General features: G+C 33.1%; 18 protein-coding genes. 11 read left to right on the forward strand and 7 right to left on the reverse strand.

Features of this window, described 5'->3' with window-relative positions; all coding sequences use genetic code 11:
- Positions 1-51: 51 nt before the first annotated feature.
- From rnc to OYT91_RS14545, 3 genes are all read right to left on the reverse strand, one after another.
- Complete coding sequence (gene rnc, locus OYT91_RS14535) at positions 52-792, reverse strand: ribonuclease III (RefSeq protein ID WP_281238540.1); 741 nt, start codon at positions 790-792, stop codon at positions 52-54.
- Positions 793-2,052, reverse strand: a complete 1,260-nt coding sequence (fabF, locus tag OYT91_RS14540) for a beta-ketoacyl-ACP synthase II (RefSeq protein ID WP_281238541.1) — start codon at positions 2,050-2,052, stop codon at positions 793-795.
- Positions 2,053-2,240: 188 nt separating this feature from the next.
- The gene (locus OYT91_RS14545; RefSeq protein WP_007137004.1) at positions 2,241-2,477 is read right to left on the reverse strand and encodes an acyl carrier protein; all 237 of its coding nucleotides are present in this window, start codon (positions 2,475-2,477) and stop codon (positions 2,241-2,243) included.
- A 178-nt stretch (positions 2,478-2,655) separates the two neighbouring features.
- On the opposite strand from OYT91_RS14545, the gene purN reads away from it, so the two are divergent.
- The 5 genes from purN to OYT91_RS14570 all read left to right on the forward strand — a co-directional run bounded on the left by purN (position 2,656) and on the right by OYT91_RS14570 (position 8,273).
- Complete coding sequence (purN, locus tag OYT91_RS14550) at positions 2,656-3,231, forward strand: phosphoribosylglycinamide formyltransferase (RefSeq protein ID WP_281238542.1); 576 nt, start codon at positions 2,656-2,658, stop codon at positions 3,229-3,231.
- A 16-nt stretch (positions 3,232-3,247) separates the two neighbouring features.
- Positions 3,248-3,727 carry a ribonuclease HI gene (rnhA, locus tag OYT91_RS14555; protein WP_269224208.1) on the forward strand — a complete coding sequence of 160 codons (480 nt, stop codon included), beginning with the start codon at positions 3,248-3,250 and terminating at the stop codon, positions 3,725-3,727.
- A gap of 327 nt (positions 3,728-4,054) precedes the next feature.
- A complete protein-coding gene (locus tag OYT91_RS14560) occupies positions 4,055-5,071 on the forward strand; it encodes a cytochrome-c peroxidase (protein ID WP_281238543.1) in 1,017 nt (338 codons plus the stop codon).
- Positions 5,072-5,312: 241 nt separating this feature from the next.
- On the forward strand, positions 5,313-6,236 hold the full coding sequence (locus OYT91_RS14565; RefSeq protein ID WP_269224206.1) for a PfkB family carbohydrate kinase: 924 nt from the start codon (positions 5,313-5,315) through the stop codon (positions 6,234-6,236).
- A gap of 138 nt (positions 6,237-6,374) precedes the next feature.
- Entirely contained in the window at positions 6,375-8,273 is a 1,899-nt protein-coding gene (locus OYT91_RS14570; protein ID WP_281238544.1) for an amidophosphoribosyltransferase, read from the forward strand.
- A 1,278-nt stretch (positions 8,274-9,551) separates the two neighbouring features.
- Here the strand turns inward: OYT91_RS14570 and OYT91_RS14575 are convergent.
- Positions 9,552-10,160 carry a superoxide dismutase gene (locus OYT91_RS14575; protein WP_269224205.1) on the reverse strand — a complete coding sequence of 203 codons (609 nt, stop codon included), beginning with the start codon at positions 10,158-10,160 and terminating at the stop codon, positions 9,552-9,554.
- Between the two features lie 295 nt (positions 10,161-10,455).
- Here OYT91_RS14575 and OYT91_RS14580 point away from each other — a divergent pair, with 295 nt between their 5' ends.
- From OYT91_RS14580 to OYT91_RS14600, 5 genes are all read left to right on the forward strand, one after another.
- On the forward strand, positions 10,456-13,689 hold the full coding sequence (locus OYT91_RS14580) for a UvrD-helicase domain-containing protein (protein WP_281238545.1): 3,234 nt from the start codon (positions 10,456-10,458) through the stop codon (positions 13,687-13,689).
- A 78-nt stretch (positions 13,690-13,767) separates the two neighbouring features.
- Positions 13,768-14,961, forward strand: coding sequence for a glycine C-acetyltransferase (gene kbl, locus OYT91_RS14585; protein ID WP_269224203.1), 1,194 nt, complete (start codon positions 13,768-13,770; stop codon positions 14,959-14,961).
- A gap of 111 nt (positions 14,962-15,072) precedes the next feature.
- A complete protein-coding gene (locus OYT91_RS14590) occupies positions 15,073-16,536 on the forward strand; it encodes an OmpA family protein (RefSeq protein ID WP_281238546.1) in 1,464 nt (487 codons plus the stop codon).
- A gap of 66 nt (positions 16,537-16,602) precedes the next feature.
- A complete protein-coding gene (locus OYT91_RS14595; protein WP_281238547.1) occupies positions 16,603-19,368 on the forward strand; it encodes a PD-(D/E)XK nuclease family protein in 2,766 nt (921 codons plus the stop codon).
- Positions 19,369-19,665: 297 nt separating this feature from the next.
- On the forward strand, positions 19,666-20,337 hold the full coding sequence (locus tag OYT91_RS14600) for an ATP-binding cassette domain-containing protein (RefSeq protein WP_281238548.1): 672 nt from the start codon (positions 19,666-19,668) through the stop codon (positions 20,335-20,337).
- Here OYT91_RS14600 and OYT91_RS14605 read toward each other — a convergent pair.
- Positions 20,334-21,116 (reverse strand): alpha/beta fold hydrolase, encoded by a 783-nt coding sequence (locus OYT91_RS14605; RefSeq protein WP_281238549.1) that lies wholly within the window; start codon positions 21,114-21,116, stop codon positions 20,334-20,336. The genes OYT91_RS14600 and OYT91_RS14605 overlap by 4 nt on opposite strands.
- A 90-nt stretch (positions 21,117-21,206) precedes the next feature.
- On the opposite strand from OYT91_RS14605, the gene OYT91_RS14610 reads away from it, so the two are divergent.
- The gene (locus tag OYT91_RS14610) at positions 21,207-22,433 is read left to right on the forward strand and encodes an AbiH family protein (RefSeq protein WP_281238550.1); all 1,227 of its coding nucleotides are present in this window, start codon (positions 21,207-21,209) and stop codon (positions 22,431-22,433) included.
- A 52-nt stretch (positions 22,434-22,485) separates the two neighbouring features.
- Here the strand turns inward: OYT91_RS14610 and OYT91_RS14615 are convergent, their stop codons facing one another.
- Entirely contained in the window at positions 22,486-23,292 is an 807-nt protein-coding gene (locus OYT91_RS14615) for a TIGR00266 family protein (protein WP_281238551.1), read from the reverse strand.
- A gap of 257 nt (positions 23,293-23,549) precedes the next feature.
- The gene (locus OYT91_RS14620) at positions 23,550-24,842 is read right to left on the reverse strand and encodes an aminopeptidase P family protein (protein WP_281238552.1); all 1,293 of its coding nucleotides are present in this window, start codon (positions 24,840-24,842) and stop codon (positions 23,550-23,552) included.
- Positions 24,843-25,018: the final 176 nt, after the last annotated feature.

A 25,018-nucleotide genomic window follows, 5' to 3' on the forward strand; every position in this document is an offset into this window, starting at 1 on the left:
GGATTTTGATATTTTATTAACGAAAACGATGTAGTATTGATAATAGAATAGTTATTTTCTGTCAATTTTCTCTTGAAATGCAAAGTAAGCTCGTTGGGATGCTTTTTCTTCTGCTTTCTTTTTTGAAGTAGCTCTAGCTTTAGCAATGACTTTATCATCAATACTTAGTTTTACTCCAAATAACCGTTGCCCATCTATAGCATTGTCTTCAAAAATATCATAGTGAAACAGTTTTTTTTCTTTTTGACACCATTCTATTACGAGGCTTTTATAGCTGATTACTTTTCCTTCAAGACGAGCAATATCTACATATGGAATGATAACTCTCTTCTGAATGAATTTTTCGCAATATTCATATCCCCTATCTAAATAGATAGCACCAATTAAAGATTCAAATATGTTACCATGGATGTTTTCGCCAAAATGTTGTACAGGGACTTTACTTTCAACAAATTTTATCAAGTTCAAATCTTTTCCCAATTCATTTAAATGTTCTCTGCTGACAATTTTAGAACGCATCTTAGTCAAATATCCTTCATCTCCTAAAGGTGCTTCATTGAATAAATAAGCCGCAATTACTGCACTTAACATGGCATCACCTAAAAACTCAAGTCTTTCATAATTAATTGGATTTCCTTTTAAATCAAGGCGATTTGAGGAACGATGAGTGAATGCTTTTTTATAACATTCTAAGTTAACGGGATTGAAACCTAGAATGGGTTGAATAGCATCAAAAAAAATCCCGTCTTCAAGAGAACGGGATTTTGAGAATATTTTTCTAATTATACGCATTTATGATTTGTAATCTAATTTTTTAACTAATACGCATGCATTATGTCCGCCAAAACCAAAGGTATTACTCATTACCACATTCATCTCTCTTTTTTGAGCTACATTAAATGTAAAGTTTAATTTAGTGTCAATGTTTTCATCATCTGTAAAATGATTAATAGTTGGAGGGACGATACCATGTTTTAATGATAATATGGATGAAATGGTTTCTATAGCTCCAGCAGCACCTAGTAAATGCCCTGTCATTGATTTTGTGGAATTCAAATTCATGGTATAAGCATGTTCTCCAAATACATGTTGAATCGCTTTTGATTCTGCTAAATCTCCTAATGGAGTTGAAGTTCCGTGCATGTTTACACCATCAACATCGGTTGGTTGCAAACCAGAATCTCTTAAGCAGTTTAGCATTACATTTTTGGCGCCCAATCCTTCTGGATGTGGAGCAGTTATATGGTATGCATCTGCAGACATACCGCCACCACCAATTTCGCAATAAATTTTTGCGCCACGGGCTACAGCGTGTTCGTATTCTTCCAAAATTAATGCTCCAGCACCTTCTCCAAGTACAAAACCATCTCTGTCTTTGTCCATTGGTCTAGAAGCAGTTTTTGGATCATCATTTCTTGTAGATAAGGCATGCATTGCATTAAAACCTCCCATACCAGCAATTGTTACTGCGGCTTCTGAACCTCCAGTTACCATAATATCGGCATGACCCAAACGAATATAGTTGAAGGCGTCAATAATAGCATTTGTTGATGAAGCGCAAGCTGAAACGGTTGCAAAGTTAGGGCCTCTAAATCCATATTTTATAGAAATATGCCCACAAGCAATATCCGAAATCATTTTAGGTATAAAGAAAGGATTGAATTTTGGAGTTCCATCACCTGCAGCAAAATTTAGGACTTCAATTTGAAAAGTTTCTAATCCGCCAATTCCAGATCCCCAAATTACTCCAGCACGATCTTTGTCTATAGTGTCTAGATTAAAATTTGCATCTTTCATAGCTTCTTCAGATGAAACCATCGCATATTGCGCATATCGGTCCATTTTACGAGCTTCTTTGCGTTCTATAAAATCTTCAACATTGAAGTTTTTTAATTCGCAAGCAAAGTGAGTTCTGAATTTTGAAGCATCAAAGTAAGTTATCGGTGCAGCTCCACTGATACCGTTAATAAGTCCATTCCAATATTCTTCTATAGTATTTCCAATGGGAGTAAGAGCACCAAGGCCTGTTACAACAACTCTTCTTAAAACCATAACGTTTTTATTTTTGTTATCTTTTAACAAATAAAGCCCATGCTTTCTATACTAAAAAGAGTAACTAAAAGAGTCATGGGTATTATTATGTATGTAATTTGATTGAAATTCAATCGAAAAATTTTTTATTAAAATAAGAACACCCGATTCTTAAAATTTTAAATTTTTAGAAATCGGGTGTGTCATTATTATTTTTTAGCTTCCTCGATGTAAGAGATAGCTTGACCTACAGTAGCGATGTTTTCTGCTTGATCATCTGGAATTTGAATATCAAATTCTTTTTCGAATTCCATAATAAGCTCAACAGTGTCTAATGAGTCAGCTCCCAAATCATTAGTGAAGCTTGCTTCTGTTACAACTTCGTTTTCGTCAACACCTAATTTGTCTACGATAATCGCTTTTACTCTTGATGCAATGTCTGACATAATCTTTTAATTTTAGAATTTAATTTGTTGGCAAAAATAAAACAACTTTATTTTAAAACAACTATTTAGTTAATAAATATGACTACTAATTTATAAAATTTATTTCAACAAAGATTTCGCAAACCTATTTATTTTCGTTTTTTATTCCTTTTTTTGCATAAATTTATAAAAAATAATTATGAAAAAAATACTGATATTTGCTTCTGGATCGGGTACTAACGCTGAAAATATTATTAATTTTTTTGCAAAAAAATCTACAGGAACTGTAGTGGCAGTTTTTACAAATAATTCTACTGCGTCCGTTATTCAGAAAGCAAATAAGCTACAAGTTTCAACAGTAATTTTTTCAAAAGACGAGTTAAATTCAGGAATAGTATTACAAAAAGTTAATAACTTTGAGCCTGATTTAATTGTTTTAGCTGGTTTTTTATTAAAATTTCCTCAAAATTTGATCTTTGCTTACCCAAATAAGATTATAAATATACATCCTGCATTATTACCAAAGTTTGGTGGTAAAGGAATGTACGGTATGAATATTCACAAATCTGTAGTTGAAAATAATGAAAAAGAAACTGGAATAACCATTCATTATGTAAATGAAAATTATGATGAAGGAAATATTATATTTCAACAAAGTGTTTTGCTTGCTGATAATGAGACACCAGAATCAGTAGCTATAAAAATTCATACCCTGGAGCAAGAATATTTTCCTGAGGTTATTGAAAAACTTCTTACCGCTACTTCAAACCTCTAACTTGAAATCTCTGACTTTGAATTACGATGTACATATATATACGGATGGAGCTGCAAAAGGGAATCCTGGAAATGGCGGTTATGGTGTAGTCATGGAATGGGTTGGTAAACCTTATAAAAAAGAATTCTATGAGGGTTTTCGCTATACTACTAACAATAGAATGGAACTGTTAGGTGTTATTGTGGGTTTAGAAAAACTAAAAAATGATAATACGAGCGTTTTAGTAATCTCTGATTCTAAATATGTGGTAGATTCTGTGCAAAAAAAATGGGTTTTGGGATGGGAGAAAAAAGGTTTTGCAGATAGAAAAAATGCGGATTTATGGAAAAGATTTCTCATTGTTTATAGAAAACATAAAGTCGATTTTAAATGGATTAAAGGACATAATAATCACCCCCAAAATGAAAGGTGTGATGAATTGGCTGTTATGGCTTCTATGCAAAAAAGCCTTTCTGTTGATGCTTTTTATGAAAATGTAGAGGGAAAATTGTTGTGATTTGTTTGTGTTTTAATATATGATTGGGAACCAATTTTTTTTCAACAAAATTGCATTTCTAAATGCAAATTACTTATTGTTGTATATTTCAATTCTAATATAATTGTTACTATGAAAGTATCTAATTTAAGTTCAATGTACATTTTAGAATAAAATAATATTTGACTTGTTCTCTTTCTTTAAATGTACTAAATATTGATTTTTGTAGTAATTTCAAAAAGTACTTTTTTGTAGTCTTAATGTTTGCTTAAAGGATTATCTAGCAAGTGTTTGTAATTTGTATTCTACTAAGTTCTAATCTAACTTTGAATAATAAAATTTATTAAAATGAAAAAGTTAGTTTTTATTATCCTAGGGTTAGTTTTTTTTGGTTGCAAAAAAGAAACTAAAGAAGATTTCTCAATAAAGCCAATAATTGAGAAATCAGAACTCGCAAAAAAAGCAAATAATTTTTTTAAATCCATTTCAACTATAGAGCCTGTGACGATTGCTCAAAATAAAATTGATTTAGGGAAAAAGTTGTATTTTGATAAAGCTTTGTCAAAAAACGGAACTGTTAGCTGTAATTCATGTCATAATTTGGTAACTTATGGGGTTGATAACAAATCGTTTTCTCTTGGAGACACCAAACAATTAGGAGGAAGAAACTCTCCCTCGGTAATTTATGCTTCATTACATGCAATGCAATTTTGGGATGGTCGTGCCAAAGATGTTGAGGAACAAGCTGGAGGGCCGTTATTAAACCCAGTTGAACATGGAATTCCAAACGAAGCTTTTTTAGAAAAAAAGGTAAGAGATCTGCCTGAATATCAAGCCGCTTTTAAGATCGTTTTTCCAAATGATAAAGAACCCATAACTTTTGCAAATTTAACTAACGCTATTGGGGCATTTGAGCGCCAATTAAATCCAAAAAGTAAATTTGACGATTACTTAGATGGCAATGAAAAAGCCTTAAATGATCAAGAGAAAAAAGGATTAACTGCCTTTATCGACAATGGCTGTATTACTTGTCATAGTGGAGTTGCGGTAGGAGGTCAATTGATGCAAAAATTTGGAGTGTATGGCGATTATGCTAAATTGACACACAGCAAAAAAATAGATATGGGACTTTATGATAGAACTAAAAAAGAAGGGGACCAATTTATGTTTAAAACTCCAAGTTTAAGAAATAGCGAAAAGACGTATCCTTACTTTCATGACGGTTCTGTTGCTTCACTCAAGGAAGCTATAAAAGTAATGGGAAAAATTCAGCTCAATAAAGATCTTTCAGTTGCCGATATCAACGATATTGAGAAATTTTTGAAAGCTTTAACGGCTGATGTAGATGCCAAATACAAAGAATAATAAGGGTTTAAAGTTTTGATTTAATAAACATTATATACTAAAAAGTCTGAGATTTATTTTTCAGACTTTTTTTTTTATTTTTTTATTTTTAGAACTATTATTAGATCTTTACAGTAGTTGTGATTTAGTTTTAAAGAGCATCTTTTTTTTGTGAAAACTTTGAGAGCTTCATCCTTTGCAACTCTAAAACTTATAAACTATCTTTGCGCCTTAATTCGAATCACCTATATTGAAACTATTTATGAATAAATTATTGATTGTTGGAACAGTAGCTTTCGACGCCATTGAAACTCCTTTTGGGAAAACAGATAAAATTCTTGGTGGAGCAGCCACTTATATTGGTATCTCCGCTTCTTTTTTTAATGTAAAATCTGCTATAGTTTCTGTAGTTGGCGATGATTTTCCTCAAGAATATTTGGATTTATTAGTAGATAGAAATATTGATATTTCAGGGATAGAAGTTGTAAAAGGAGGTAAAACATTCTTTTGGAGTGGGTTGTATCATAATGATTTAAATTCTAGAGATACTTTGGTTACAGAACTTAATGTTTTGGCTGATTTTCAACCAAAAGTTCCTCAAGATTATAAAAACGCCGAAATTGTGATGTTAGGTAACTTGCATCCCTTAGTTCAAAGCAGTGTTTTAGATCAAATGGAAACCAAACCAAAATTAGTGGTTTTAGATACTATGAATTTCTGGATGGATTGCGCTTTGCCTGAATTATTGGAAATTATCAAGAGAGTAGATGTTATAACGATAAATGACGAAGAAGCACGTCAGCTTTCTGGAGAATATTCATTGGTTAAAGCAGCTGCCAAAATCCATAAAATGGGACCTAAATATGTGGTAATCAAAAAAGGAGAACATGGTGCGCTATTGTTTCATGGTGAAGAGATTTTCTTTGCTCCTGCATTGCCTTTAGAAGAAGTATTCGATCCAACAGGAGCTGGAGATACTTTTGCTGGTGGTTTCTCTGGATTTATTACACAAAGTGAAAATGTTTCTTTCGATAATTTGAAAAAAGCAATAATTTATGGTTCAAATTTAGCTTCTTTTAGTGTAGAAAAATTTGGAACGGAACGAATGATCGGCTTAACTGAAAATGAAGTGTTAACAAGGTTGAAGCAATTCAAAGCTCTGACCCATTTTGATATAGAATTATAATATCAAAAAGCCTCTAAAATGAGGCTTTTTTTAATTAGTACAGTCAATATTTATAAAATAACGTGCGAATTTGCATCGTTATATTAAGAGTATAAATAGACACACCATTAAATACCAATAACTACAAACAAAAAAACAATGAGCGACGCTTTAAAACACGAATGTGGGATAGCTTTAGTTAGACTTTTAAAACCTCTTGAATTCTATAAAGAAAAGTACGGCACTGCATTTTATGGTATCCAAAAAATGTATTTAATGATGGAGAAACAGCACAACCGTGGTCAAGATGGTGCTGGTTTTGCAAGTATAAAAATGGATGTAGAACCTGGTGAAAGATACATTAGTCGTGTACGATCCAATCATGCTCAGCCCATTCAAGATGTTTTTAAACAAATCAATGATCGTATAAATGAAGAAATGCTGGCTCATCCTGAATATGCAGATGATGTGCCAAAATTGAAGGCAAATATTCCATATATTGGAGAACTGTTCTTAGGCCACGTCCGTTATGGTACTTTTGGTAAAAACAGTATCGAAAGTGTTCATCCTTTTTTGCGTCAAAGCAATTGGATGCATCGAAATCTAATTTTGGCTGGAAATTTTAACATGACTAATGTTAAAGAGCTTTTTCAAAACCTTGTAGAATTAGGACAGCATCCCAAGGAAATGGCGGATACCGTTACAGTTATGGAAAAAATTGGTCATTTTTTGGACAAAGAAGTGATGCAATTGTACCAGGATTGTAAAACGGAGGGGCTGTCAAAAAGAGAAGCTTCGCCTGTTATTGCTGAACGATTGGATGTTGCCAAAATTTTAACCCGTTCTTCAAAAAATTTAGACGGAGGATATGCTATGGCTGGTCTTTTAGGGCATGGCGATGCGTTTGTGTTTAGAGATCCTGCAGGTATTCGACCAGCATATTATTATCAAGATGATGAAATTGTAGTAGTAGCATCCGAACGCCCTGTGATTCAAACTGTTTTCAATGTTCCTTTTGATAAAGTTAAGGAAGTAGAACCAGGTAGCGCTTTGATTATCAAAAAAAACGGAGACGTTTCTATGAAAGAAATCCTTACTCCTACTGTAAAAAAAGCGTGTTCTTTTGAACGCATCTATTTTTCTAGAGGAAGTGATGCCGAAATTTATCAAGAAAGAAAAAAATTAGGAAAACTTATTTTGCCAGCCGTTTTAGAATCGATAGATAATGATACTGATAATACCGTTTTCTCTTATATTCCAAATACAGCTGAAACTTCTTTTTACGGTTTAGTTGAAGCTGCTCAAGATTTTTTGAACCAAAGAAAGAAAAATTATATTCTTGAAAACAAGGAGGTACTGAATGCGGATTCTTTAGAAAAATTATTGTCTGTAAAAATCAGAACGGAAAAAGTAGCCATAAAAGATGCGAAATTAAGAACTTTTATCACCGAGGATAGTAGTAGAGATGATTTAGTGGCGCACGTCTATGATGTGACTTATGGAGTTATAAAGCCATCAGATAACCTTGTTATAATTGATGATAGTATTGTAAGAGGAACTACTCTTAAAATGAGTATTATCAAAATGATGGATCGTTTGAATCCTAAACGAATTGTTATTGTTTCTTCTGCTCCTCAAATCCGTTTTCCAGATTGTTACGGAATTGATATGGCAAAACTAGAAGGACTGGTAGCTTTTAAAGCAGCTTTAGAATTATTAAGAGAGCGAAATTTGTATCACATTGTAGACGAAGTATATGCAAAATGCAAAGCACAAGAGAACTACAATGATTCTGATGTTGTAAATTATGTTACCGCTATATACGAACCTTTTTCAGCTCAAGAAGTTTCGGATAAAATAGCTGAAATGCTTAGTTCTCCAGAAATTAAAGCAGAAGTGAAAATTATATTCCAAACGGTAGAGGATTTACATATTGCATGTCCAAAAAATCTTGGCGATTGGTATTTTACTGGAAATTATCCAACACCAGGAGGGAATCGTGTAGTAAATAGAGCTTTCATGAATTTCTATGAAGGCAAAGACGCAAGAGCATATTAATTAATTTTCCCGATAATCGATTATATGGGTACTTAGTCGGATTTATTTTTTAAATTTTATTTATAAAAGTACATTTGTTCTACCATGATTTAGTAGGTTAAGTTTATGGTAGATTTGGGGCAAAAAGGGTGAAAGTAAAATTTCACCTTTTTTATTGGAATAAAGTCAGGGTTTAGTTTTTTTGTTTCAATTTTCAGAAACTAAATTTTTTTAATTGTGCTGAAAATCAATATTTTAGTAGGTTATCGACTATTTGAGGAATTTATCGACTATATTTTTATTCATAAACTTATCATAGTATATTTGACTACCATGATTTTAGTAGGTTAAGTTTATGGTAGATTTGGGGCAAAAAGGGTGAAAGTAACATTTCACCTTTTTTATTGGACAATAGTCAAGATTTTAATGTTCAATAAAATTTTTAACCATAAAATAATTGCTAAATACACTATTAAAAGTATTGAAAATCAATTAGATAGCAAATAAACGAGTATTTAGGATGTTCATCGAATATATTTCTATTAGCAGTAATACTATCGTATATTTGACCACCATGATTTTAGTAGGTTAAGTTTATGGTAGATTTGGGGCAAAAAGGGTGAAAGTAACATTTCACCTTTTTTATTGGAATATAGTCACCTTTTAAATTCTATATGTTTGGCATCAATACCTATTAATTACAATAATAAGTGCTATAATGAATCTGTAAATCAGTTAATTATCAATTAAACGAGTATTTAGGATGTTCATCGAAAATAATTTTATAACAGTATATTTCAAATTATATTTGACTATCATAATTTTTAGTAGGTTAAGTTTATGGTAGATTTGGGGCAAAAAGGGTGAAAGTAACATTTCACCTTTTTTATTGGAATATAATCAAGATTTTAGTTCTATAAAATATTTTTTGAATTCTATAATTAAGAATATAATAACAAGTCAAATACTCTGAAAATCAATTATTTAGCATATAAACGAGTATTTAGGATGTTCATCGAAAATATTTTAAAATAAAGAATTACCATCGTACATTTGAGTACCATAATTTTTAGTAGGTTAAGTTTATGGTAGATTTGGGGCAAAAAGGGTGAAAGTAACATTTCACCTTTTTTATTGGAATAAAGTCAAAGCCCCATAACCCTTAAAGGAGGAATAAAAAGCAATTATAAGAACAAATTTTCGAGGATATTAAAAAAAAAGAGGTAAGTAAAAGATTTTTAAAATCCTTTTCTTACCTCTTTTTTTTATTCTATAATTCCCCCTTGAGGGCTAAGAGTCTTATTTTTCTAAAGCAAAACGTCTAGCCACTTCAGTCCAGTTAATTACATTAAAAAATGCTTCAATATAATCCGGTCTTCTGTTTTGGTAATGCAAGTAATAAGCATGTTCCCAAACGTCCATAGCAAGAATTGGAGTCCCTCCACATCCATTTTCTGGCATCAAGGGATTGTCTTGATTTGGAGTTCCGCAAACTTCAAGTTTACCTCCTTTTTGTACACACAACCATGCCCATCCAGAACCAAATTGTGTTGCACCAGCCTTCGAAAATTTCGCTTTAAATTCTTCAAAAGTACCAAAAGAACTTTCAATAGCGTCTAACAATTCACCAGTAGGCAAACCTCCACCATTTGGCGACATTACTGTCCAAAACAAATTGTGATTGTAAAATCCACCACCATTGTTACGAACCGCTGCATTCGTTTTATCTAGGTTAATTAAAATGTTTTCAATCGTTTTTCCTTCCAAATCAGTTCCAGCAATAGCTGCATTCAAATTGGTGGTATACGCATTGTGATGTTTTGTATAGTGAATTTCCATTGTACGAGCATCAATATGAGGTTCTAATGCGTCATACGCATAAGGTAATTGTGGTAATTCAAAAGCCATAATATAGTTGTTTAATGATTTATAAATATTTTATTCAAAATTAAACATTTAACTTTGGAATATATAATTCTATTTTGTTATAATTTCATCAAATAAAATGATAGTGTAATTCTTACTATAAAATCTCTAGTAATTAGGAGCTATTTCCTGCTGTACACTATATCTTTTTATCTCGTCCAAAAAAAAGACGAGATAAAAAGGATGCCGTTCCCATCAGGGCTAGGGCATTAGGCATTTTAGGAATCATTAGTAAAATTCAAAAATATAAATCGTTAATCCTCATTCAAAAATAAAAATGGAAAGACCTTCTTTCGCCATATACGATGCTTCCGCAGGTTCGGGAAAAACATACGCTCTTGTCAAAGAATACCTCAAAATTATTCTTACGGCAAACAAGAACGACGCTTACCGAAATATCCTTGCCATTACGTTTACCAACAAAGCGGTGCACGAAATGAAAAGCCGAATTGTAGGTAGTTTGTCCGAATTTGCCAAAGACGAACCCAATGCCAAAGCGTTGGAATTAATGCAGGATTTGGCAATAGATACGGCACTTTCAATCCTTCAAATTAAAACCAAATCCCAGCAAATCATCAAGCATATTATTCATAATTATGCTGCTTTTGATATATCCACGATTGATAAATTTACGCACAAAGTTATCCGCGCATTCGCACACGATTTAGGATTGCCCATGACTTTTGAGGTGACTTTGGATACCGAAAACCTTTTAATTGAAGCCGTAGATGCGATCATTGCACAAGCAGGTGAAGACGAAACTCTAACCAAATTGCTCATCGATTTCACGATGGAAAAAACCGATGATGATAAATCTTGGGACATCTCTCGCGAAATTCTGGAAACGGGAAAATTAGTGCTGAATGAAAATAGCCGAAACGAGATTGTCCATTTTCACGACAAATCGATCAGTGATTTTATAGCTGTAAAAGAAAAATTAGTTAAGGTCTGTGCAACTTTAGAAAAAGAAAATGCAACCCTTGCCGTAACTTCGTTGTCATTAATTGATAAAAATGGAATTGATTTAAAATCTTTTTCCAGAGGAACTTTTCCCAATCATCTTCAAAGTATTGCTGATGAAAAGTTCAATCCGAAAAATAAAATGTTTAGGGAGTTCGAAGACATTGCTATCAATAAAACAGCCAAAGACCGCGCTTTAATAGAAAATATCATCCCTGAATTACTACAAACTCTTGCTGAAATTTACAAGAACTTCGAAAAGCGAAATTTCTATAAGGCGTTTTTAAAAAACATAACCCCCTTATCTTTATTAAATACGGTAAGTAATGAATTGGCAAAAATTCAAAATGAACAAAATGTGCTTTCGATAACGGAGTTCAATGCGATTATTCATCGCGAAATACAAAATCAGCCAGCTCCTTTTATATATGAACGATTGGGCGAGCGCTACCGTCACTTTTTTATTGACGAATTTCAAGACACTTCCGAAATGCAATGGCAAAATCTGATTCCGCTTATTGATAATGCACTTTCGGGTCAAGATGATTCGGGTCAAAAAGGAACTTTAATGATTGTGGGCGACCCAAAACAGTCCATTTACCGCTGGCGTGGCGGAAAAGCAGAACAGTTTATTGAGTTGAGCAAAGACCAAAATCCTTTTAACAATCCCGATAAAAAACTCGAACATTTAGACAAAAATTATAGAAGTTTTTCGCAGGTAATCGAATTCAACAATGATTTCTTTCAATTGTTGTCGAATGAGTTTAACAATGCAGATTATAAAGATTTATACGAAAATCACAGCCATCAAAAGATAAATAATAAGGTAGGTGGTTATGTGAATATTTCTTTTTTGCCAGAAATTGAAACTTCAGATGAAGATGAAGAATCTCTAGATAAAGCCGATTTGTATGTTTTGGCTACTTTAGAGACCATTAAAAAAGTAACTAATGAAGGATTTGAATATAAAGATATTGTAATTCTAACTCGCAAAAGAAGTCAGGGAATTGCGGTTGCCAATTATTTAACGGAGCAAAGCATTCCGCTTTTGTCCTCCGAAACATTAATGATTCAAAACGCCACCGAAGTCCGATTGATTATTCATATTTTAAAATATTTAAAAAACAGTTCCGATTTAGAATCAAAGGCTAACTTTTTGCAATATTTGGCACAACACAAACAAAAGGAATTGCCTATTCATGACTTTATAGCCAAAGGAATGGAATTGAAAGAGGAACTGGCTTTTGAACAATGGTTGGAGAACTGCAATATTGAGCTTTCTTTTCAAAATATTAGAAAAAAATCATTGTATGAAGCGGTTGAGATTATTGTTTCAAAATTCCTAGCCTCCCCCGCACCCGAAGGGGGAGCTACTAAGATTGAGGAAATGCTTACGTCTAGTTTGTCAGCTCCCCCTTCGGGGGCGGGGGGGGCTTGTGGTGGGGCTTATGTTCAGTATTTTCTAGACATTGTTCTAGAACGCGATGTTCGTAATCAAGCAGGAATTTCAGATTTTCTCAATTATTGGGATAAAAACTCGGAGAAATTTAGTATTCCTTCTCCCGAAGGAACAAATGCGGTTCGAATAATGACCATTCATAAATCAAAAGGATTAGAATTTCCGGTGGTTATCATGCCTTTTGCCGAAGAAGATTACAACAGAAAACCAAAAGATAAATTATGGTTGAACTCGGAAGAGCAAGATTTTGATATGCCGAAAGTGCTAGTGGATAACAGTAGCGCTATTGAGGAATTTGGTTCAGAAGCTTCAGCGGTTTATAATTTAAAGAAACAAGAGGAATTGTTGGATAATATTAATGTGTTGTATGTGGCTTTGACCCGAGCTGAAGAGCAATTGTATATAATCTCTCAAAATCTAAAGCCAAGAAAAGATGGTGAATATCCAAGCAATATGGCTTCTTTTTTTATAAAATATTTGATTCAACAAGGACCTTACGATGAAAATCAATTGGAATATCCTTTTGGAAATCCTGCAAAGTTGTCTGCTAAAGAAAAACATATTGATACGACCAAGAATATCCCAGTTGTTTTGGAGGTATTGAATCCTAAAAATATAAAAATAGCACAAAAGGAAGCATTAATGTGGGGAACGCATCAGCAGGAAGCAATCGAATTTGGTAATGTAATTCACGAAATTCTTTCTTTTGTAGCGACAAAAAAGGATGTAGAACAAGCTATAAATAGAGCGCTAGAAAGTGGATTAATTTCGGCACTTCAAAAAGAAATTGTTTACAATGCTATAATTGAAATAGTAAATCATCAAGATTTAGGAATGCATTTTGCTGAAGGGAACGAGGTTTTGAATGAAAAAACGATTATTCAAAAAGAAGGAGGAACAATAAAACCGGACCGAATAGTGTTTAATAAAGCCAAAGAGGTTTTTTTATTGGATTATAAAACTGGGCTTTCTAGTCCAAAGTATAAATTTCAATTGGATAATTATCAAATGGCTATTGAGAAGATGGGCTACAAAGTGGTAAAAAAAGCTTTGGTATATATAGGAACCGAAATCGATGTAGTACATTTGTAAAAAATAAATTAATTGTCAAATAATAGAAGTTTGCAGTACTTTTGGGCTCTAAACTTTTAGCTTTTAAATCAAAATAAAATGTACGGTAAAATTCAACAACATTTACAATCTGAACTTCGAACTATTGAAGAAAACGGAATTTTCAAAAAAGAAAGAATAATTACTTCACCACAAGGAGCTGAAATCACTATTTCAACGGGAGAAACAGTTTTAAATTTTTGTGCCAATAATTATTTGGGACTTTCTTCACATCCAGAAGTAGTTCAGGCGGCCAAAGACGCTATGGATACTCATGGTTTCGGAATGTCATCGGTACGTTTCATTTGCGGAACTCAGGATATTCATAAAACCTTAGAAAAAAAGATAGCCGATTTTTACGGAACAGAAGATACTATATTATATGCTGCAGCTTTTGACGCCAATGGAGGCGTTTTTGAGCCTTTATTTGGAGAAAATGACGCCATTATATCGGATAGTTTAAATCATGCTTCTATTATAGACGGTGTTCGTTTGTGTAAAGCAGCTCGTTATCGCTATGAAAATAGCAATATGCAAGATTTAGAGCAGCAACTAATTAAAGCAAATGAGGCAGGAGCTCGTTTTAAAATAATAGTAACTGACGGTGTTTTCTCTATGGATGGAGTTGTAGCGCCATTAGATAAAATATGTGATCTTGCAGATAAGTATGATGCTTTAGTTATGGTGGATGAATGCCATGCTGCGGGATTTATAGGTGCTACAGGCAAAGGAACACTTGAAGCCAAAGGAGTTATGGGGCGTGTCGATATCATTACGGGGACACTAGGAAAAGCATTAGGAGGAGCAATGGGAGGTTATACTACCGCTAAAAAAGAAATAATTGAATTGTTACGTCAGCGTTCTAGACCTTATTTATTTTCGAATTCGTTGGCTCCGGCTATTGTAGGTGCATCTATTAAGGTTTTTGAATTGCTAGAAAAGGATACATCACTTAGAGATCAATTGGAATGGAATACTAATTATTTTAAAGCAGGGATGAAAGAGGCTGGTTTTGATATCGTAGAAGGAGATTCCGCAATCGTACCAGTTATGTTATATGATGCGAAATTAGCTCAAAATATGGCTAATGAGTTGTTGAAAGAAGGAGTTTATGTTATTGGTTTCTTTTTCCCAGTGGTGCCAAAGGATAAGGCTAGAATAAGAGTACAGTTATCAGCAGCTCACACAAAACAACATTTAGATAAGGCAATTAGTGCATTTGTAACTGTAGGCAAGAGACTTGCTGTAATATAATTGTTAAATTTTACAATTCCAAGGTGTATTATTTAACATTTTATTTTGATGTTACAGAAAATCATCCTACTTTTGTTTGAAATTAACTAATTGTAATTAAAATATCAAAGTATGAAACATCTTAACAAACTTTTAGTTGCTGGTATGATGGTGATGGGATTAAGCTCTCAGGCACAAGACAGTAACAATAAATGGGCTATCGGTTTCGGAGTAAACGCGATTGACTACAGATCTAGTGCTGGAGGTGACTTTATGAGTCATTTTGATCAGCCATTTAAAGTAAGCGACAACTGGAATATTCTTCCTTCAGTTTCTTACATCAACGTTTCAAGATACGTAGGAAGTGGTTTTATCGTGGGAGTTACAGGTTCTATCAACCAAGTAGATAAATTTGTTGTTCCAGTTCCTGGGCGTACACCAAATGGACCTAGTGATTTTATAGCTGTAAATCCTGGAGACTTAATGTACTACGGAGTAGATGCTACACTTACTTATAGTTTCATGGAATTATTAAAATCTAAAGTAATTGAGCCTACATTAAGTGTTGGTGGAGGTTATACTTTCTTAGGTGACGAAAGTTACGGAACTGTAAACCCAGGAGTTGGATTAAACTTTTGGTTTACTGAAAATGTAGGTCTTTCTTTATTAGGAGTTTACAAAAAATCTTTTGGAGACAGACAATATGCTGGTACAAATACTCCTGATGCTCCATCTTACACTCAATATTCTGCAGGACTTGTTTTCAAGTTTGGTGCTAAAGATACTGATGGTGATGGAATCTATGATAGAGATGACGCTTGTCCAGAAGTGGCAGGTTTAAAACAATTCAATGGTTGTCCTGACACAGATTCTGATGGTATTACAGATGCTTCAGATAAATGTCCTACAATTGCTGGTCCAGCTGAATTTCAAGGATGTCCTGATACAGACGGTGACGGTGTAGCAGATCCTGATGATGCTTGTCCTACTGTTGCAGGTTTGAAACAATTCCAAGGTTGTCCTGATACTGACGGAGATGGTATTACTGACGCTTCTGACAAATGTCCTACAGTAGCTGGTCCTGCTAGCAATAATGGATGTCCTCTTCCATTAGATGCTGATAAAGATGGTGTACCTGATACAGAGGATGATTGTCCTATCCTAGCTGGTCCTGCAAGCAACAAAGGTTGTCCTGAAGTAACTGAAGAAGTAGTTAAAGAATTAAGAGTTCAAGCTAGATCAATTTTCTTTGTAACTGGTAAAGCTACTTTAGATGCTGCTAAACCTGCAACTGCAACTAGTTTGGATGCTATCAAAGAAATTTTGAAAAACTATCCTAATGCTAGATTTGAAGTTAATGGACATACTGACAATGTTGGTAAACCAGCAATGAACAAAAAACTTTCTGAAGCTAGAGCAAAAGCAGTTGTTGATGCTTTAGTATCAAGAGGAATTAATCCAGCTAACTTGACTGCACAAGGTTTCGGAGATACTAAACCAGTAGCTTCAAACAAAACAGCAAAAGGAAAAGCTGCAAATAGAAGAACTGAAATTGTATATGTTGGTGGACCTTCTGGAATGAAAGTAAACCCATAATACTATTTAAATATTATTTTTCTAAAAAGCCGTTCTTAATTGAACGGCTTTTTTTATATTTATAAAATGAATACTATTTCTTTTTTAGATAAAATTGCAACTGTACTACTTACAGATTATAGAAATATACTAGCCGAGACGGTTATAGTTTTACCCAATAAGCGAGCCAAAATATTTCTTATTGAAGCTTTAAAAAACCAAACTGAGACAAATATATTTTCGCCTGAAATTATAAGTATAGAAGATTTTGTTCAAAACATTTCAGGAATAAGAACTATTGATCCTATAGAATTGTTATTTGAATTCTATGAAGTTTATTTGTCTATTACGGAAAAAAAGAATCAACAATCTTTTGAACTTTTTGCCAATTGGGGCAAAACCTTACTTCAGGATTTTAATGAAATCGATCGTTATTTATTAGACTCCAAACATGTCTTATCCTACTTGAAAGATATTGAAGATATTAAAAAGTGGGGAATTGAAGTTGAAAATAAAACTCAGTTACTCGAAAACTATATTGATTTTTGGAAATTATTGCCCAATTATTACCAATCTCTTTACGAACATTTGTTGAAAAAAGGAATCGGATATCAAGGATTGATATATAGAGAGGCCGTAAATAATATGTTGAATTTTTCAAAATTAATTCAAGGGAAACAATTTGTTTTTGCTGGTTTTAATGCATTGAATGCCGCAGAAGAAAAAATAATTCAACATCTTATTGCTAATGAGCAAGCTAAGATTTATTGGGATTCGGATCAAACTTTTCTTAACGATCCATATCATGATGCGGGCTTGTTTGTACGTCGTTTCAAAGAAAGTTGGAAACATTATAAATCACACCCCTTTGAATGGATAGTAGATGATTTTTCGGCAACCAAAAACATTCACGTTATTGGTACACCAAAAACGATTGGTCAAGCCAAAATTGCTGGGAGTATTATTGAAAAAATCAATATTGAAAATCCCAATACTCCATTAGATAAAGTGGCTATTGTATTAGGAGAAGAGAATTTATTGATTCCACTCTTGTATTCTCTTCCAAATTCTGTTGGTGCTTTGAATATTACGATGGGATATTCTAGTAAAAACAATCCAGCGCAAATATTGATCGCTAAATTGTTTAAAATGCACACCAATGCATTGTCTAGAAGCAATAGTAGTTACGTTTTTTATTACAAAGACGTTTTGGATATTCTTACCCATCCATTAATTGAGCCATATGCCAACACTAGTGCTTTGGTTAGCATTATCAATAAGAACAATTACACATTTATCAGTCATCATAAATTATTGGAATTAAATGATAATGCCAGTGATTTATTCTCGCTTGTTTTTCAAAAATGGGAAAGTGGTTCTATTGCTGTTTTAAAAATAATTTCGAGTTTGTTACTAAAGGTGAAGAGCAATTTGAGTGATGAAAATGAAGAGGAAAAAATAACTAAATCTTTTGTTTACGCCATTTTTAAAGTAATTAATAAGTTGATTAATTATTATTCTCAACACAAAGAAATTGATACAATTGATACTTTACATACCATTTACAAACAACTAATTGATCTGGCTGAAGTTTCTTTTGAAGGAGAACCTTTGAATGGACTTCAAATTATGGGTGTTCTCGAAAGTAGAGTATTGGATTTTGAAACGGTTATAATCACTTCTATGAACGAAGGGAAATTCCCTGCTGGGAAATCACAGAATTCTTTTATTCCTTATGATGTGAAACGCGAATTGGGATTGCCGACTTTTAAAGAGAAAGATGCCATTTACACCTATCACTTTTACCATTTGTTGCAACGCGCCAAAAACATTTATTTATTGTATAATACCGAAAGTGAAGGTCTTGATGCAGGAGAGAAAAGTCGTTTCATAACTCAACTAGAAGTAGAGAAACAACCCAAACACAATTTAACCCACGAAATTTACAATGCTGTTTTGCCTGAAACTGCTTATCAGCCAATGGTTATTCCGAAATCAGAGAAGGTGGTGATGAGGCTGAGAGAAATTGCTGAAAAAGGTTTTTCACCTTCGGCATTAACAAGTTATATTAGGAATCCGATTCAGTTTTATTTTCAAAAGATTTTGCGGATTAGTGAAGTCGAAGAGGTTGAAGAGAATATTGCTTTGAATACGTTAGGTACAATTATACACGAGACTTTACGGGTTTTATACGAACCTTTTATTGGTAAGTTTATTTCAGATACTGATATTCAAAATTGTATTAAGAAAATTGATTCCGAAGTTTTGATTCAATTTAAATTGGTTTACAAAGAAGGGGAAATCAAAAAAGGAAGGAACTTATTGGCTTTTGAAGTAGCAAAACGAAATGTTTTCAATTTCTTGAAAGTAGAATTAGAAAGTATTAAAAACGGAGATGCTATAAAGATTCTGGAACTTGAAAAAACGTTTGAAAGAATGGTGCAACATCCGAGTTTGCCTTTTCCTGTTTTGATTAGAGGAAATGTGGATCGAATTGAAGAACGCAACGGCATCATCAGAATCATTGATTACAAAACGGGTAAAGTGGAGAAATCCAGTGTCACTCTTAAATCTTGGAAAGGATTAACGGATGATATAAAAAATGATAAAATCATTCAGGTTTTGGCATACGCCTATATGTATGAGGAAAATGCAAAAGGCAAACCTATTGAGGCAGGAATCATTTCGTTCAAAAATCTAAAATCAGGTTTTTTGCCCTTTAATTTTAAAGAAGAAAAAGAGAGTGTTTCCATTATTAACAATGATATCCAATCCAATTATTTGGAGCAAATTGTTTTGTTACTGAATGAAATTTTGGATGTCACAATTCCTTTTGAGGAGAAAATTTTATAAAGGAATGAGTAGAAAATGGAACAACCTGTTTGCGTTTTTCAAAAGCACGCTTGTGATTAATTTTGCAGCTAGTTTTTTTGTCTTTCTTTTTGGTGGACTTATAGCTTTTAATTATTCGGTTCTGACTTTTGGTTTTGGTTTAAGTTTACTCTTTAAAGAAGTTAACTCCAAAAATGAATACGTGTTTTATTTCAATAATAAAATTTCTAAAATGCAGCTTTGGATGTATTCTTGGTGTTTTACTTTTGCTTTTTTAATTATTTCGGTTTGTATTTTTAATGTAATAAAAAGATTGTTTTGAAAAATCATTTATTAGAAATAGATAGTGTTCAGAAATCTTTTGACAACAAAAACATTTTGTCGGATGTTTATTTAAAATGCGAGACAAATGATATTATTGGACTTCTTGGCAGGAATGGTTCAGGTAAGTCAACTTTGCTAAAAATTATTTTTGGTATTGAATCTGCCGATTTTAAATTTGTTAGAATTGATGGTAATGTCAAAACAAAGACTAAGGATTTATTCGATGAAATTAGTTATCTGCCTCAAGATAATTGTATTCCGAAGGCATTTTCAGTTAAAAAAGCGATTCAACTTTCAGTTTCAAAAGAAAAGATTTCGGCGTTTTTTGCAGATGAAATGATTGAATCGATTTTAGATAAAGAGATTGCTCATTTGTCTGGTGGTGAATTACGCTATTTAGAAATTAAAATCATCCTCAATAATTCTTCAAAATTTGTCTTGTTGGATGAACCTTACAATGGTTTATCTCCTTTGTTAGTTTCTAAAGTGAATGAATTAATAGTTGCCAATTCAAAAAAGAAAGGGATTATTATTTCTGATCACAATTATGAAAACGTAATCAAAGTATCAAACAAATTGGTTTTGCTCAAAGAAGGCAAGGCGCATCATCTGCTTTGCAAAGAAGAATTAATTGAGAAAGGCTATTTGAAAGAAGGAATGCTTTAAATTTTTTTCAAAAAGTTTCCTAAAACAGTTAGTAATTCGGCTTGATTTTCAATAGAACTCATGTGTCCATCTTCAAAAGTAACCAATTCAACATCAGTTCCTTTTATTTGTTCGAGGTTTTCTTCGTAATTGAGAACGGGGTCTTTTTTTCCCAGAATCAATAATTTTGGATAAGTAGTGGTGTGTAAAAGAAATTCTCGGTCTTTTCGAACTTTCATTCCTTCCAATGAGGCGACAATTCCTTGCAAAGGGGTTTGTAGAGCTTGAATTTTGACTGCTTCAATTTCTTTGATAAGAATTTCACGGTTCTCTTCACTGAACAAATTGGCTATCGATAAGCGGATGAAGGTTTCGTAATCTTTTTTGACCGCTTTGATGGCTCGGTCTCTGTTTTTCTTTCTTTCGGGACTGTCTTCTTTGGAAGTAGAGTTTAGCAATACCAATCCTTTCATGTTTTCTGGATACAATTCGGCGAAAGCCAATGCCACGTAACCGCCCATAGAATGTCCTACAAGAATGGCTTTTCGAATTCGTAATTTGGATAAAACTTCATGAACCACATCGGCGTTTTCTTCCATGGTTTGTATGTAACCCAAACTTTCGGTTTTGCCGTGCCCCAATAAATCGATGGTTATGATTCGGTTTCTTTTGCTCAATTCGGTAACATAAGCATCCCACATGGTTTTGTTTTCTAGAAAACCGTGCAGCAAAACTACAGTCGTTCCTTTTCCGGAATCCGAATACGAAATTTGCGTGTTTTTGTAGAGAAGTGTTTCCAAAAGAGTGAAGATTATGTTGATAGTTTACAATTGCAAAATTAATTTTTTAAATTCCTAAATGCTACATTTGATGAAAGCATTTTATAAAATATGAACAGACTAGTAATTATTGGAAACGGTTTTGATTTGGCTCATGGATTGCCAACTAGATATAAAGATTTTATTGATGACTACTGGGAAAGTATTAAAGATACTAATCATAATGAGTTGGTTACATTTAATTTGGGTTGTTATGGTCAATTCAACGGTCATAAAAATCTAAATAATTTAATTGATTTGATTGCTAATATTAATAGTGATTTTAGAAGAGAAGGGATAGAGATATATAAATTTAAGGAGCATTTACAACCATTAACTGATAATAGAATTCAAATTTTGCAATATAAAAACAAATTATTTAAATTAATAAATGAAATTCCAATTGAAAATTGGGTCGATGTAGAAAATGAATATTACAAAGAATTAAAAAAAATACTCAAATCAAGTTCATTAAGTATTGAGTACAAAAAACGTTATGTAAAGAATCTAAATATAGAATTTGAACAAATTAAAAATTTATTTGAAATCTATTTGCAAGAAAGGGTTGTTGATAAATATGAATTAAATTTTACTAAGAATCAAAATGTTGATTGGATAAAGATTTATAATTATCTAAAACCAATTTCATTAATGAGTAATGAACATAATATTTTTAAAGAATTTATTAAAGCTGAAGATGTCAATGAAATAAAAAAGCATTTTAAAAAAGAAGGAAATGAAGAAATAGTAAATAATTTGTATTTTTTAAATTTCAATTATACTCCAATAGCAAGTATTTATTCTGCAATATTTGAAAAAGAAGATCGGATTGAAAGTGTTGTAAATTTCATTCATGGAGAGCTACAAAATGTAAGCAATAACAAAATAAATTTTGGTTTTGGAGACGAAATGGATGATGATTATAAACTAATTGAAAATATAGATGACAATGAATATTTGAAGAATTTTAAATCATTTCAATACTTGCAAAATTCTAATTACAATGATTTACTGAGGTATATTGACAGTGAAAAATTTCAAGTTTTGATTATGGGTCATTCTTGTGGTTTGTCGGACAGGACTTTATTAAATACTATTTTTGAACATAATAATTGTCGTTCAATAAAAGTATTTTATCATGAGAGAAAAGATGAGAATGGTAAAGTAATTAATGATAACTATACTGAAATTATTCAAAATATATCTAGACATTTCAATAAGAAGAAATTGATGAGAGAAAAAATCGTTAACAAAACACTTTGTCAACCTTTGCCCCAAATTAAGCTTCCATTAAAATAAAAAAACGGCTTCCATCACTGAAAGCCGTTTGTAATAACTATTTAGAGAAAGTTTAAAATCGATTATCCCCATCCAAAAGATTGCCAAGTCCGCCTAGCAAACTTCCTTCTTCGCGACTGTTACCGCCAGATCTTGGTGCCGAAGCAATGATTCTATCGGCCAATCTAGAGAAAGGTAATGATTGTATGTACACAGTTCCTGGACCTTTCAAGGTAGCGTAAAATAAACCTTCCCCGCCAAAAATGGAGTTCTTGATTCCGCCGATGAATTCAATATCATAATCAACATCTTTGGTAAATCCGATGATGCAACCTGTATCTACTTTTAGGACTTCGCCTGGAGCCAATTCTTTTTTGGCCATTGTTCCGCCAGAATGAACGAAGGCCATTCCGTCTCCTTCTATTTTTTGCATGATGAAACCTTCGCCTCCAAATAAACCACGACCCAGTTTTTGGGAGAATTCTATTCCGACAGAAACACCTTTGGCAGCGCACAAAAAGGAACTCTTTTGGCAGATAAATTTTCCTTGAAATTGTGTTAAATCAATTGGGAGAATTTTTCCGGGATAGGGAGAAGCAAATGAAACCTTACTTTTGGTACTGCCTTGATTTAAAAAAGCGGTCATGAATAAGCTTTCGCCTGTAAGAACTCTTTTTCCAGCATTTAGAAGTTTGCCAAATAATCCTGAACCTGATTGTTGTGCGGAACCATCTCCAAAAATGGTTTCCATTTGGATGTTGTTTTCCATCATCATAAAACTGCCAGCTTCGGCAATTACGATTTCTTGTGGATCTAATTCTATTTCGACATATTGCATTTCTTCGCCAAAAATCTGGTAATCTATTTCGTGTGCTTGCATGATTTCTAGAGTTTTAATTTTTTTAATGAGTCGGTTAGAGATTTAGAATGTTACAAACGGTTACCAAAATATGTGGTTTTACGCGCGAGGGATAGCAACGGAAAGCCCACAGTCCCGACTTTTTTCGGGACGAGGACTTGCAGTGAATAGCCCGACCCAACTGGAGTTTACGGAGGTTGGGACGCGCCCAAATTATGTAGGAACAAAAAAACGGCTTCCATTACTGAAAGCCGTTTAAGATAGTATAAAATATAGATTTAAGAATGCATCAAACTTTCGATTTCTTCTACTTCAATCGGGATATTTCGCATTAAGTTGAAAGGCTCGCCAGTTTCTTGAATGACTAAATTATCTTCAAGTCGAATACCGAAACCTTCGGCCGGGATGTAAATTCCTGGTTCAACGGTAAAGACCATGTTGGCTTTCATGGGTTCGTGCAATAATCCGTAATCATGCGTGTCTAAGCCCATGTGGTGTGAGGTTCCGTGCATGAAATATTTTTTGTATGCTGGCCATTCTGGGTTTTCATTTTGTACGTCAGCTTTGTCAATCAATCCTAGACCCAGTAATTCGGAAGTCATGATTTTGCCCACTTCTATATGGTATTGTTTCCAAAGTGTTCCAGGAGTCAGCATTTTGGAAGCTTCGTTTTTTACTCTCAAAACAGCATTGTACACCTCTTTTTGTCTGTCTGAATATCTTCCGGATACTGGAATTGTTCGGGTCATGTCGCTGGAATAGTTGGCGTATTCTGCTGCTACATCCAATAAAATCAAATCACCAGCTTTGCATTGTTGGTTGTTTTCGATGTAATGCAACACATTGGCATTATTTCCAGAAGCAATAATTGGGGTATATGCAAAACCTTTGGAACGGTTGCGGATGAACTCGTGAATTAATTCGGCTTCGATTTCATATTCGGTTACGTTTGGTTTTACGAAAGAAAGCAATCTTCGGAAACCTTTTTCGGTAATGTTGCAGGCATTCTGAATCAAATCTATTTCTTCAGTTTCTTTAACCGAACGGATGCGTTGCAAAATAGGGTTGCTTTTGGCCACTTGATGCGCAGGGTATTTGGCTTTCCACCATTTTACAAAGCGTGCTTCGCGGGTTTCAGTTTCTATAGCAGCGCGGTAATGTTCGTTGGTGTTGATGTACATGATGTCTGAATATGTCATCATTTCGTTTAAGATTTTTTCAAAATCTTGTAACCAATACACGGTTTTGATTCCTGAAACTTCAAAAGCACGTTCTTTGGTTAGTTTTTCACCTTCCCAAATTGCGATATGTTCGCTGGTTTCTTTTAGGAACAATATTTCTCTTTGATTTGCATAAGGCGCATCCGGAAAAAGTAATAAGATACTTTCTTCTTGATCTACACCCGATAAATAAAAGATATCACGATGTTGTGCAAACGGTAAAGTACTATCTGCAGAAACCGGATAAATATCATTGGAGTTGAATATAGCTACACTATTTGGCTTCATTTGAGCCGTGAATTTTGCTCTGTTTTTTATAAAAAGAGCACGATCTATTTGATGATATTTCATACGAATTTATTATTTGCTTTTTAATGAATATGGAATTGCCACTTTTTTTGGGAATTTGTGTTTTTTAATTGTGGCAATTTCATTCTAAAACGAATTATGGTATTGAATTATCAAAAATACTAACTTTAAGGATGTAATTAGGTATTGTTTTAGTTTTTTTAAGATATAAATTAAGG

The sequence above is a fragment of the Flavobacterium praedii genome (assembly GCF_026810365.1).
Lineage (GTDB): Bacteria > Bacteroidota > Bacteroidia > Flavobacteriales > Flavobacteriaceae > Flavobacterium > Flavobacterium praedii.

What these genes read in the sequence shown, in the direction of transcription:
- rnc (WP_281238540.1), bottom strand. Translation starts at nt 792, where the DNA reads ATGCGTATAATTAGAAAAATATTCTCAAAATCCCGTTCTCTTGAAGAC.
- fabF (WP_281238541.1), bottom strand. Translation starts at nt 2,052, where the DNA reads ATGGTTTTAAGAAGAGTTGTTGTAACAGGCCTTGGTGCTCTTACTCCC.
- OYT91_RS14545 (WP_007137004.1), bottom strand. Translation starts at nt 2,477, where the DNA reads ATGTCAGACATTGCATCAAGAGTAAAAGCGATTATCGTAGACAAATTA.
- purN (WP_281238542.1), top strand. Translation starts at nt 2,656, where the DNA reads ATGAAAAAAATACTGATATTTGCTTCTGGATCGGGTACTAACGCTGAA.
- OYT91_RS14560 (WP_281238543.1), top strand. Translation starts at nt 4,055, where the DNA reads ATGAAAAAGTTAGTTTTTATTATCCTAGGGTTAGTTTTTTTTGGTTGC.
- OYT91_RS14565 (WP_269224206.1), top strand. Translation starts at nt 5,313, where the DNA reads ATGAATAAATTATTGATTGTTGGAACAGTAGCTTTCGACGCCATTGAA.
- OYT91_RS14570 (WP_281238544.1), top strand. Translation starts at nt 6,375, where the DNA reads ATGAGCGACGCTTTAAAACACGAATGTGGGATAGCTTTAGTTAGACTT.
- OYT91_RS14575 (WP_269224205.1), bottom strand. Translation starts at nt 10,160, where the DNA reads ATGGCTTTTGAATTACCACAATTACCTTATGCGTATGACGCATTAGAA.
- OYT91_RS14580 (WP_281238545.1), top strand. Translation starts at nt 10,456, where the DNA reads ATGGAAAGACCTTCTTTCGCCATATACGATGCTTCCGCAGGTTCGGGA.
- kbl (WP_269224203.1), top strand. Translation starts at nt 13,768, where the DNA reads ATGTACGGTAAAATTCAACAACATTTACAATCTGAACTTCGAACTATT.
- OYT91_RS14590 (WP_281238546.1), top strand. Translation starts at nt 15,073, where the DNA reads ATGAAACATCTTAACAAACTTTTAGTTGCTGGTATGATGGTGATGGGA.
- OYT91_RS14595 (WP_281238547.1), top strand. Translation starts at nt 16,603, where the DNA reads ATGAATACTATTTCTTTTTTAGATAAAATTGCAACTGTACTACTTACA.
- OYT91_RS14610 (WP_281238550.1), top strand. Translation starts at nt 21,207, where the DNA reads ATGAACAGACTAGTAATTATTGGAAACGGTTTTGATTTGGCTCATGGA.
- OYT91_RS14615 (WP_281238551.1), bottom strand. Translation starts at nt 23,292, where the DNA reads ATGCAAGCACACGAAATAGATTACCAGATTTTTGGCGAAGAAATGCAA.
- OYT91_RS14620 (WP_281238552.1), bottom strand. Translation starts at nt 24,842, where the DNA reads ATGAAATATCATCAAATAGATCGTGCTCTTTTTATAAAAAACAGAGCA.